The organism is Lottiidibacillus patelloidae (genome assembly GCF_002262935.1).
Taxonomy (GTDB): Bacteria; Bacillota; Bacilli; order Bacillales; family SA5d-4; genus Lottiidibacillus; species Lottiidibacillus patelloidae.
Genome location: NZ_NPIA01000002.1, coordinates 213181 through 225241 on the forward strand (window position 1 = coordinate 213181; position 12061 = coordinate 225241).

The following is a 12061-nucleotide window of genomic DNA, read 5'->3' on the forward strand; positions in this document are numbered from 1 at the left end:
ATCAACTGCATAGCGTGCTTTATTACAAAACACGTCTTTTGAAATTATAATACATGCTTTGGCATAAGGTCAACTATTTTTCCTTCTAATGCTTTATTTGAAAATAATGTCATGCTTTTCATTCCTTGTCCATAAACTGTATCGAGGTGAACAATTGTGCCCGAAATACTATCATTTTTTGCTGTGTATTTAACTGTTTTTATCTTTGGTATGACTGTAATGCGACTCGGAATGGAAATGTTAGCGAAAGATAAAATTAAAAAGATCTTACTTCGCCTTACTAGTTCACCATTTATGGGGGTTGTTGCAGGTACACTATTAACTGGTATTTTACAAAGCAGTTCAGCAGTAATGGTCATTACGATTGGACTGGTTGCGACTGGTTTATTAACATTCCCAAGGTCATTAGGGATTATTTTAGGTGCAAATATCGGTACAACATTTACAACAGAAATAATTACTTTTGATATTTCAAATGGTGTAATTCCATTATTAGTCGGTGGCGCATTCTTCATTTTGTTGAGAAAACAAGTATTTTTTAACATTGGTTGTATGATGTTTGGGCTTGGCTCCATCTTTGTTGCGATGGCAGGGTTTGAGCAACTAGCTTCATCTATTGAAAAGCTAACATTAGTAACATCTGTTTTCAATTATGCCAATGAGCTTCATTATGTGGGGATCGGAATTGGAACTGTCGTAACAGCAGTAATTCAATCAAGCACGGCAACCACGGGGATAATAATGAGCTTTTTGAAACAAAATTCATTATCGGTTGATGCTGGTATTGCCATCATGTTAGGCTCTAATATTGGCACATGTATTACAGCTTTTATTGCTAGCATCGGCACAAAAAAAGAGGCGAAACTTGTTGCTTATGCACATATTTGGTTAAATTTACTAGGTGTAATCATTTTCTACCCTTTCATTTCCTCTTTAGGAAACTTAGCAGAATACTTAACGGCAATACCAGATGTTCAATTAGCTCACGCTAGTTTACTTTTCAATGTTATTTGTACGGTAGTAGCTCTTCCATTTATTCATTTATTTTCTAAATTTATTATCAAATTACACGGTGCAAACGATAAAAACCTTAGCCCATTTTAATCTGGACTAAGGTTTTTGTTAATATTGAGATACAGCTACTTTACCTTCCATAATGGCAACACCTGTACTTGCCCCTATACGCGTTGCTCCAGCAGCTATCATTGCCTCTGCTGATTCCTTATCACGGACACCACCAGAGGCTTTAACACCTATCTCTGGCCCTACAACCTCACGCATAAGTTTAATATCCTCGACAGTTGCTCCACCTGTAGAAAATCCTGTAGATGTTTTTACATAGTCTGCTTCGGCTTGAACGGAAAGCTGACACGCTCGAATTTTTTCTTCTTGTGATAAAAGGGAAGTCTCAATAATAACTTTTATTAACGCTTTTCCTCTCGCTTCTCCAACAACTGCTCGTATATCGTCTAGCACTAATTGATCGTTGCCATCTTTTAACGCGCCTATATTGATAACCATATCCACTTCTGTTGCTCCATTTTCAATAGCATTCTTCGTTTCAAATGCTTTTGTCTCAGGAGTTGTCGCGCCTAAAGGGAAGCCAATAACTGTACATATTTCAACATTGGATCCTTTTAACAATTCGCGACAAGTAGCCACCCATGTTGGATTGACACAAACAGAATAAAACCCATACGTCTTAGCTTCTTCACAAAGTTTTTTAATATCTTCGTGTTTTATATCTGCCTTTAGAGCTGTATGATCGATATATTTTTCAATATTTAACGTCGCCACTTACAACATCTCCTTTAGTTTGCCTAGTTGAAGTAAAGGAAAAGTCTTAATGTCCACGAGCATTATTATTTTTTACATGAAGAGCGTTTTTCACTATATTGATTCTTGCCATAATTGCATAATAATACTAAAGGGAAATATTTTTAATTAGTTAATTTTTTATATATATAAAAAATCCGAATACATCCATTTTAGTTAGAATGATTCGGATTACATATCTGAGCATTGTCTCAGCTATTTTATTTCTTACTTTATGAAATCTTTTCAATTCTCTCGTCTTCTAATAAACGAACGAAAAGCCCTTCATTGTAAGGATAGCCCGCTTTTGTTATTTTCACTTTCACAAGTGCACCAATTAAGTCTTCATCACCTTTAAATACTACTTTTAAATAGTTATCAGTGTATCCGACTAACTGACCAGCGTTACCTTCTTTAAGTTTTTCCTCAGGGATTACTTCCAATACTTCATCTTCAAACATTGAAGCATACTGCTTCGCTAATTGATTTGAAAGTTCAATTAAGCGATGAACTCGGTCATTTTTTACATTCTCATCCACTTGATCATCCATGCGTGCAGCTGGAGTTCCTGTACGCTTAGAATATGGGAATACATGTAATTCAGCAAAATTATACTTTTTAATAAAGTCGTACGTTTCTTGGAATTCCTCATCCGTCTCACCAGGGAAACCAACGATAACATCAGATGTTATTGCTAAATCTGGTAATGCTTCACGTAAACGATCTAGTCTTTCGCCAAAGAATTCCATCGTATATTTACGACGCATACGTTTTAATACACTATTGGAAGCTGATTGAATCGGTATGTGTAAATGACGTACAACAGTCGTTGATTCTTTTAATACTTCAATGACTTCATCAGTAATTTGACTTGCTTCAATTGATGAAATACGCAAACGTTTTAAACCGACTACTTTAGACTCAATATCCCGTAACAATTGAGCTAAATTGTAGTCCTTCATGTCTTCACCATAACCACCTGTATGAATACCTGTTAAAACGATCTCTTTATAACCTGCATCAACAAGCTGTTGAGCTTGTTTTAACACATCTTCTGGGTCACGTGAACGCATTAAACCACGCGCCCAAGGAATAATACAAAATGTACAAAAGTTATTACAGCCTTCTTGAATCTTAAGAGAAGCTCTTGTACGATCTGTGAAAGAAGGGACATCTAGCTCTTCGTAAACACGTGTTTTCATAATATTGCCAACACCATTTATTGGCTCTCGTTCACGCTTAAATTGTTCAATGTATTCAAGCATCTTTGTCCGATCTTGCGTCCCAACGACAATGTCTACTCCTGGTATTGCCATTATTTCAGCAGGAGAAGTTTGTGCATAACAACCTGTAACACAAATAACAGCATCAGGGTTGCGACGAATTGCACGCCTAATTACTTGACGACTTTTTTTATCTCCTGTATTCGTTACTGTGCATGTATTGATAACATAAACATCGGCAGATTTTTCAAAATCAGAACGTTCATATCCTTCATTTTGAAACAACTGCCAGATTGCTTCTGTTTCATAGTGATTGACTTTACAACCTAATGTATGAAAGGCAACCGTCGGCATAATAATCACCCCAACAATTCTGTTTGATATGAAACTGCAGATAGTAAATATAAAGGAGCAGTTTCAGCCCTTAAGATTCTAGGACCTAAACTACAAGAAGTGAAGCCATTCTTAGTTAATTGATCAACTTCCTCTTCACTAAGACCACCTTCTGGTCCAAATACTGCTAATACAGTTTCCCCTTGCTTCATGTTTTGCAAAACTTGCGCAAGTTTTTTTACTTCGCCCGCTTTGGCTTCTTCTTCATAAGCAACTAATTTATAATCATAAGATTCACTTAAAAGTAATAATTCTTTTAACGAAATGACATCCATAACTTTTGGTACTATTGAACGATGTGATTGTTCGGCAGCTTCTTTTACAATCTTTTGCAAACGCGCTGTTTTCTTACTAACTTTTGCAGCATCCCATTTCACTACTGAACGCTTTGCGGAAAAAGGTTGAAATGCAACTGCACCTAATTCGGTTCCTTTTTGCATGACATAATCTAATTTATCACCTTTTGGCAGTCCTTGAACAATTGTAACTTTGACAGGTAATTCACTCGATTCCTTTACCCATTCTACAATACGAGCAGTAATATGCGCATTAGTAATTTCTTCAATTTCACAAATTGCCGCTTGAGCTGATTCGTTGCAACAAATAATTTTGTCACCTTCATTCATTCTCATCACTTTTGCTATATGCTTTACATCGTCGCCAGTTATCGTCACTATTTCATTTTGAATAGATTGGTTTTCAACAAAGTATCTTTGCATTTTACTTTTTAACAGCAATTAATGCTGCCCAATCTTCCATTTGAATTGTTTCTTCAATTTTAAAACCGTTTTCAAGCAAACAATCTTTTACTTCTTGCTTTTTCCTTTGGATAATACCAGAAGTAATAAAGATTCCACCTGGCTTTAATATTGATGCAGCATCTGACACAAAGCGAACAATGACTTCAGCTAAAATGTTAGCAACAACCATATCTACTGGGCCTTCAATATTATCTAGCAAATTGTTTTGCTTCACATTTACAGTTTCTTTTACTTTGTTAAGTTTTGTATTGAGAATTGCAGATTTAACAGCAACTTCGTCTAAGTCATAAGCATCTACTTGACGTGCACCTAATTTTGCAGCAGCAATACTTAATACACCCGAGCCAGTCCCAACATCTATGACATGGTCACCCGCGGATATTTTCTTTTCAATTGCTTGTAAACACATTACAGTTGTTGGATGGGTTCCTGTGCCAAAAGCCATTCCTGGATCTAATTCAATGATTAACTCATCTGTCTTGACCGGTTTATAATCTTCCCAAGTAGGAGTAATTGTGATGTGTTCTGAAATCTTAACAGGTTTATAATATTTCTTCCAAGCTGTTGCCCATTCTTCTTCATTTACTTCACTAATTGAGACGGTGTTACGACCAATATCAATGTTATAAGTGATGAGGTTGTTGATTGATTGACGGATTTCTTCCACAGTTTCTCCTAAAAAGCTAGTGACTGGTAAGTAGGCTTTTAAAATTACACCTTCTGTAGGATAATCATCAGGATCAAGTTGGTAGACTTCACCAAAAGTTGTATCTCTTTCTTTTACTAAATCATCCGGGTCCTCAATTACAACTCCGCTAGCTCCTGCCTCATGAAGAATGTTTGAAACAGGCTCAACCGCTTCTTGCGTCGTATGAATACAAATTTCTGACCATTTCATACTACCAACTCCTATCCTATCTTAACCTTTAAATGCACGTTTAACTTTTGCAAAGATGCTTTCATTTTGTTCATCTGGCATATCATTACCACTTAGTTCTGCTAACTTTCTTAATAAATCACGCTGCTCGTCTGAAAGTTTTTTCGGAGTAATCACTCTTACTTTAACATGTTGATCGCCTTGACCATATCCACGGACATTTGGAACACCCTTCCCTTTTAAGCGGAAGCTAGTTCCTGTTTGGGTACCTGCCGGAACTTTTAATTTAACTTTTCCTGTTAAAGTAGGTACTTCTATTTCATCACCAAGCGCTGCCTGAGTGAATGTTAAAGGCATTTCACAATAGATATCATCACCATGACGTTCAAAGAACTCATGAGGTTTTACATGGAATACGACATATAAATCACCTGCAGGTCCACCATTTACGCCTGGCTCACCATGTCCAGAAACTCGTAATTGTTGTCCATCATCGATACCTGCTGGAACTTTAATATTGATTTTCTTATTAACTTTAACTTTACCTGCCCCACGGCAATCATTACATTTTTCCTTAATAAACTTCCCTGTACCTTGACAGTGATGACATACGCGTCGATTTACAACACGACCAAATGGTGTATTTTGTTCTACATTTAGCTGACCTGAGCCACCACAATGTGAACATGTTTCTGGCGAAGTTCCTTTTTTCGCTCCAGAACCATGACACGTTTTACATTCTTCTTCTTTTGGAATTTCGATTTCAACTTCCTTGCCAAAGACTGCATCTTCAAAAGATACGGACATCGTATATTGCAAATCAGAACCTTGACGAGGTGCATTAGGGTTACGACGCCCTCCACCACCAAAGAACATATCAAAAATATCACCGAATCCGCCGCCGCCAAAGTCTCCTCCACCAAAGCCTTGGTTTGGATCTGTATGACCGAATTGATCATATTGCGCCTTTTTTTGTGGATCGCTTAACACTTCAAATGCTTCTGTTGCTTCTTTAAATTTATCTGAAGCATCTGCTTCTTTATTAACATCTGGATGATATTTTCGAGCAAGCTTACGATATGCCTTTTTCACTTCATCTTTTGAGGCATTTTTATCTACACCGAGAACCTCATAGTAATCTCGTTTACTCATATAGTCGTTCCCTCCCGATCTCTTCACATAAAAATTATAATAACACGATAGAAAAGCTGAGGCAATCGTTTAACGGCGTATAATCTGGAGCACTCCGAATGAGATATAGGATACACGAATAGTGGAACTATTCGATGTAGACTTATCGCAGATGAGGAGTGTGAAGATTAATAGCCGTTGATTGCCGAAGCTGGACAAATAGAAAAGCTGAGGCAATCGTTTAACGGCGTATAATCTGGAGCACTCCGAATGAGATATAGGATACACGAATAGTGGAACTATTCGATGTAGACTTATCGCAGATGAGGAGTGTGAAGATTAATAGCCGTTGATTGCCGAAGCTGGACAAATAGAAAAGCTGAGGCAATCGTTTAACGACGTATAATCTGGAGCACTCCGAATGAGATATAGGATACACGAATAGTGGAACTATTCGATGTAGACTTATCGCTGATGAGGAGTGTGAAGATTAATAGCCGTTGATTGCCGAAGCTGGACAAATAGAAAAGCTGAGGCAATCGGTTTGCGACGTATAAGTTGGAACACTTTGATTGAGATAAAGGAAACATCGAAAAGGAAAGGCGACTGTTCATCAACGATGGAACTGGAATACTACGAATGAGATAAAGGAAACACAAAAAGCATAGCGTTTTGATGTTGACTTATCGTAAGTGAGTAGTATGAAGTTCTCAAGTTGATAGGAGCCTTTTCTGGACACCACTTCAATGATCGATGTTGACTTATCGTAAAAGAAAAGTGTGAAACTTACTAGTCGCTGATTGCTGATGCTGGTTCAATATTAGAAAAGCTGAGACTCCTGTTTAGTGACGTATGAACTGGAATACTTCAATTGAGATAATGGAAACACAACGAGTGGAAAGAGTTGATGTTGACTTATCGCAAATGAGAAGTATGAAGTTAACTAGTCGCTAGGAGTCGAAGCTGGATCATATGCTTTCCTACGGCAATTTACATTACTATCAAACGAAAAAAGTCAAAGCCAAGGCTGGCCTGACTTTGACTTTTTTTACTATCTATTGATCTTACTTCTCTTTATTATCGTTTACTTCTTCATAATCAGCGTCGACTACATTGTCATCTTTCGCTTGAGCGTCAGCGCCTTGAGCATCACCTTGTGCAGCTTGAGCTTGCTTTGCAGCTTCTTCATAAAGCTTTGTAGAAAGCTCTTGAACAATTGTTTGTAATTCTTCTTTAGCTGCCTTCACTTCTTCAAGGTTATTTTCTTCTAATGCTTTTTTAACTTTATCTTTCGCTTCTGTAGCTTTGTTCACTTGCTCCTCATCTACTTTACCTTCTAAATCTTTTAGAGTTTTTTCAGTAGTGAATACTAAGTGATCCGCTTCATTACGAAGTTCCGCTTCTTCTTTTAACTTCTTATCTGCTTCAGCATTTGCTTCTGCATCTTGAACCATTTTTTCGATATCTTCTTCACTTAATCCAGTAGAAGATGTAATTGTAATTGATTGTTCTTTATTCGTTCCTAAATCTTTCGCACGAACATTAACGATTCCGTTAGCATCAATGTCAAAAGTTACTTCGATTTGTGGAACACCACGTGGTGCTGGAGGAATATCATTTAATTGGAATCTTCCTAACGTTTTATTTCCTGCAGCCATTTCACGCTCACCTTGAAGAACATGAATGTCTACTGAAGGCTGATTGTCAGCAGCAGTAGAGAACACTTGAGACTTACTTGTAGGAATTGTTGTATTACGCTCAATAAGTTTTGTAAATACGCCACCCATTGTTTCAATTCCTAAAGAAAGTGGTGTAACGTCTAATAATACTACGTCTTTAACATCACCAGTTAATACTCCACCTTGAATTGCAGCACCTACAGCAACTACTTCATCAGGGTTTACACCTTTACTTGGGTCTTTTCCTAATAAGTTTTTAATTGCTTCTACTACAGCAGGGATACGAGTTGATCCACCAACTAAGATAACTTTATCAATTTCACTAGCACTTAATCCAGCATCATTTAATGCGCGTTTTGTTGGCTCTAATGTGCGGTTTACTAAGTCAGCAGATAACGCTTCAAACTTCGCACGGCTTAAAGAAAGCTCTAAATGCTTAGGTCCAGTTGCATCTGCAGTGATGAATGGTAAAGAGATTTGAGTTTGTGTTACACCTGATAAATCTTTTTTCGCTTTTTCAGCTGCATCTTTTAAACGTTGCATCGCCATTTTATCTTTAGCTAAATCAATGCCGTTTTCTTTTTTGAACTCTTCTACTAAATAATCGATAATAACTTGGTCAAAGTCATCCCCACCTAGGCGGTTATCACCTGCAGTAGATTTAACTTGGAATAATCCATCACCTAGTTCAAGGATAGATACGTCAAACGTACCACCACCAAGGTCATATACAAGAATAGTTGCATCTTCATCTTCTTTATCTAAACCGTAAGCTAAAGCTGCAGCAGTAGGTTCGTTAATAATACGTTTTACATCTAAACCTGCAATTTTACCTGCATCTTTAGTCGCTTGACGCTCAGCATCATTAAAGTAAGCAGGAACTGTAATAACAGCTTCTGTTACCTTTTCACCTAAATAATCTTCTGCATAAGATTTTAAGTATTGTAGGATAATAGCTGAAACTTCTTGCGGTGTATATTCTTTACCTTCAGCTTCAACTTTGAAATCAGTTCCCATATGTCTTTTAACTGACATAATTGTGTTTGGATTTGTAATTGCTTGACGTTTTGCTACTTCACCTACAGAACGTTCGCCATTTTTAAATGCAACAACAGATGGTGTCGTGCGATTTCCTTCCGGGTTAGGAATTACTTTCGCTTCTCCTCCTTCCATTACTGCTACGCATGAGTTAGTTGTTCCTAAGTCAATACCGATAATTTTACCCATGATATCTTACCTCCATTTTTTATATGTAGTTATTATTTATGCATTCACTTTTACCATTGCTGGTCGAATTACTCGATCTTTCAACTTATACCCTTTTTGTAAAACTTCAACTACACTATTTGATTCATGACTTTCGTCTTCTACTTGCATCACTGCTTGATGCATATGGGGATCAAATTGTTGCCCAAGTGCTTCAATTTCAGTTACCCCTTCTTTTGACAAAGCTTCAACAAGCTGGCGATATACCATTTCCATTCCTTGAAGTAATGTTTTCCCTTGCTCATTATCGATTTGAACTGCTAGTGCTCGTTCAAAATTATCTAAAGCTGGAATAATTTCCTCAACTAATGATTGTGCTCTATATTTAGCAGCCGTTTCTTGTTCTATTTTGGCACGGCGGCGATAATTATCAAAATCTGCTTGTGTTCTTAGAACTCTATTATTAAGTTCATCAACTTTACTTTCTAGGTCGATTATTTTCTTTTGTTCAGTTGTAAGTTCTTCAGTAGTTTCATCTTCTGTAACTACTTCACCCTGAACAACCTCTTCATTCGTGACCTCTTCTGTATCATTGTTTTGCACGTCATTCGTTGTTGTTTTATCTACATTTTCCACGAATTTCACCTCCTTAAAAAAGCATGTAACCATAGGAAATGGGATGGAAAAAGAACTTCCATCTCATCTTATTTAGGATAGTATGTTTTGGTTAATAGTTTTGTAAGGTCATTTGAAAATAGCTCAAGTAAACTTATAACTCGTGAATATTCCATTCTCGTAGGTCCTAAAATAGCTATCGTTCCCATATGCTGATCTGCTAACGAATAGGATGCCGTTATTACACTGCAGTTATGCATCTCTTTCAACTGATTTTCCTGACCAATATTTACAATAATTCCGTTTGCATTAGGCTTTAGCCATTCATAAACTAAATCTTGTTGTTCAATCGTATTTAGCAATGTTCGAACTTGTTCAATATCATTGAATTCAGGCTGAGATAGAATGTTTGTTTTACCGCCATAATATATTTTGTCTGGTTTTTTGCTTTCGAAAGAGCCTGTTATTAATTTCATAATATCTTCGTAATTTTGCAGATGTACTTTAAGCACCTCGGCAACTTCTTTAAAGATCATATTATTTAAATTAACAATCGGTACTCCCTTTAACTTTTGATTCAAAATATTTACGACTTTCTCAATCTCTTCAAGCTTAATCCCTTTTGGAATTGATACGGTTTTCTTTTCAACATGACCTGTGTCTGTAACAAAAATCGTTACAGCTGTTGCATCCGACAAAGGTATTATTTGCATATGCTTTAGCTTTGTTTCAAACACTTCTGGTCCAAGTAGAATTGACGTATAGCTCGTAATAGATGATAGTATTTGTGCAGATTGCTGAATGACTTGTTCAAACTCATAAATATGTTCAGCAAATACTGACTTAATATTTTTTACATCGCTTTTGTCTAATGCTTTTGGGGAAAGTAAGTTGTCTACATAAAAACGATAGCCTTTTTCAGATGGTACTCTTCCAGAAGAACTGTGTGTTTTTTCTAAAAAACCTAATTCTTCTAGATCAGACATCTCGTTTCGGATTGTCGCCGGACTTAACTTTACATTTTCCCTTTTCGCAATAGACCTTGAGCCTACTGGTTGAGCATTCGAGATATAGTCATCAATTATTACTTGGAGAAGAAAAAGTTGACGATCTGTTAACATCCCCTCATCTCCTCTGTTAGCACTCATTAAATGCGAGTGCTAATTCTATATATAAATTAACAAAAACAATATTCCTTTGTCAACATGTTAGCTTATTCCAATAAATTCTTGAAAAACTTCATTTCCTAACAGAAAACCCGCTCTTGTTAATTGAATAAAGTCATCCGTTTCTTGTAATAAGCCTCTTTGTTTTAAATCATTAATTTGTTTACCAAAAATGTTCTCTATAGAAACTTTATAACGATTATAAAAATGTTTCTTTGAAACGCCACTTGCTCTTCGAAGCCCGAGAAATAGCTCTTCTTCCATACTTTCATTTTTCGTCACTTCGTGAACATCTATATATGCAAACCCAGTCTCCTCGACCATGTTTATATATTTATTTAAAGGCCCCGCATTAGCATTTCGCTTATTGGCTACATAACTATGCGCCCCTGCTCCAATGCCATAATACTCTTCATTGTTCCAGTACGTTAAATTATGAATACTTTCAAAGCCAGGTTTTGCAAAGTTACTTATTTCATACTGCTTGTACCCTTGCTCTTTCATGCGATCGATTAATAATTCGAACATCGTCGCACTTTCATCCTCTGCTGGTAAGGCAAGTTTCCCTTTTCTGCGCATATTATAAAACACTGTTTTCGGTTCTACTTGCAACGAGTAGCTAGAGAAATGAGGTATATCCAACGAGAAAGCCGTGTCTAACGTTTCTTCAAATTGTGCAAATGATTGTCCAGGTAAACTAAACATTAAATCGACTGAAATGTTCGTGAAGCCAATTTTTTTTGCTTCTTCAACAGCTTCGAATACATCTTTCTTCCTATGGGTCCTTCCAATTGTTTTCAGCAGCTCGTTATCAAACGTTTGTACACCATAGCTTATCCGGTTTACTCTTCCTTGTTTTAATATGCTCAACTTGGAATGTAACCCATTATTAGGATTGGCCTCAAACGTAAATTCTAGGTCACTAGTGGCAAAAGGAAGTAAGTGTCGTTCAATCATACTTAAAAATCTTTCTAATTGTTGTTCATTTAAAGAAGTCGGTGTGCCACCTCCAACAAAAATTGTCTTTATTTTTTGTGGAGGGTTTTTCTCCAGTGTTGCAATTAATTCTTTTTCTAATGCATCCAGATACTCTTCAACTGGTTGGTTAGCTAAAAACACTTTATTAAAGTCACAGTAATGACAAATTTGTTCGCAAAAAGGGATATGAATATAAATCGCTTCTGGCACTTTTTTT

10 protein-coding genes are annotated in these 12061 nt (G+C 36.6%); 1 reads left to right on the forward strand and 9 read right to left on the reverse strand.

From position 1 onward, the window contains the following. The first annotated feature begins 156 nt into the window (after positions 1-156). Positions 157-1104 carry a Na/Pi symporter gene (locus CIB95_RS05125; protein WP_094922793.1) on the forward strand — a complete coding sequence of 316 codons (948 nt, stop codon included), beginning with the start codon at positions 157-159 and terminating at the stop codon, positions 1102-1104. Positions 1105-1122: 18 nt separating this feature from the next. Here CIB95_RS05125 and deoC read toward each other — a convergent pair whose 3' ends face one another. The 9 genes from deoC to hemW all read right to left on the reverse strand — a co-directional run bounded on the left by deoC (position 1123) and on the right by hemW (position 12054). After that, positions 1123-1797, reverse strand: coding sequence for a deoxyribose-phosphate aldolase (deoC, locus tag CIB95_RS05130; RefSeq protein ID WP_094922796.1), 675 nt, complete (start codon positions 1795-1797; stop codon positions 1123-1125). A 251-nt stretch (positions 1798-2048) separates the two neighbouring features. Then, on the reverse strand, positions 2049-3392 hold the full coding sequence (gene mtaB, locus CIB95_RS05135; RefSeq protein ID WP_094922799.1) for a tRNA (N(6)-L-threonylcarbamoyladenosine(37)-C(2))-methylthiotransferase MtaB: 1344 nt from the start codon (positions 3390-3392) through the stop codon (positions 2049-2051). Between the two features lie 5 nt (positions 3393-3397). After that, a complete protein-coding gene (locus tag CIB95_RS05140; protein ID WP_094923426.1) occupies positions 3398-4150 on the reverse strand; it encodes a 16S rRNA (uracil(1498)-N(3))-methyltransferase in 753 nt (250 codons plus the stop codon). A gap of 1 nt (position 4151) precedes the next feature. Next, complete coding sequence (gene prmA, locus CIB95_RS05145) at positions 4152-5090, reverse strand: 50S ribosomal protein L11 methyltransferase (RefSeq protein ID WP_094922802.1); 939 nt, start codon at positions 5088-5090, stop codon at positions 4152-4154. 21 nt (positions 5091-5111) lie between these two features. Then, positions 5112-6221, reverse strand: coding sequence for a molecular chaperone DnaJ (dnaJ, locus tag CIB95_RS05150; RefSeq protein ID WP_094922805.1), 1110 nt, complete (start codon positions 6219-6221; stop codon positions 5112-5114). Positions 6222-7264: 1043 nt separating this feature from the next. Then, entirely contained in the window at positions 7265-9106 is a 1842-nt protein-coding gene (gene dnaK / locus CIB95_RS05155; RefSeq protein WP_094922808.1) for a molecular chaperone DnaK, read from the reverse strand. 36 nt (positions 9107-9142) lie between these two features. Beyond that, positions 9143-9754, reverse strand: coding sequence for a nucleotide exchange factor GrpE (gene grpE, locus CIB95_RS05160; RefSeq protein WP_094922811.1), 612 nt, complete (start codon positions 9752-9754; stop codon positions 9143-9145). 35 nt (positions 9755-9789) lie between these two features. Beyond that, on the reverse strand, positions 9790-10821 hold the full coding sequence (hrcA, locus tag CIB95_RS05165; RefSeq protein WP_094922813.1) for a heat-inducible transcriptional repressor HrcA: 1032 nt from the start codon (positions 10819-10821) through the stop codon (positions 9790-9792). An 87-nt stretch (positions 10822-10908) separates the two neighbouring features. Continuing rightward, the gene (gene hemW, locus CIB95_RS05170) at positions 10909-12054 is read right to left on the reverse strand and encodes a radical SAM family heme chaperone HemW (protein WP_094922816.1); all 1146 of its coding nucleotides are present in this window, start codon (positions 12052-12054) and stop codon (positions 10909-10911) included. Between the last annotated feature and the right edge of the window lie 7 nt (positions 12055-12061).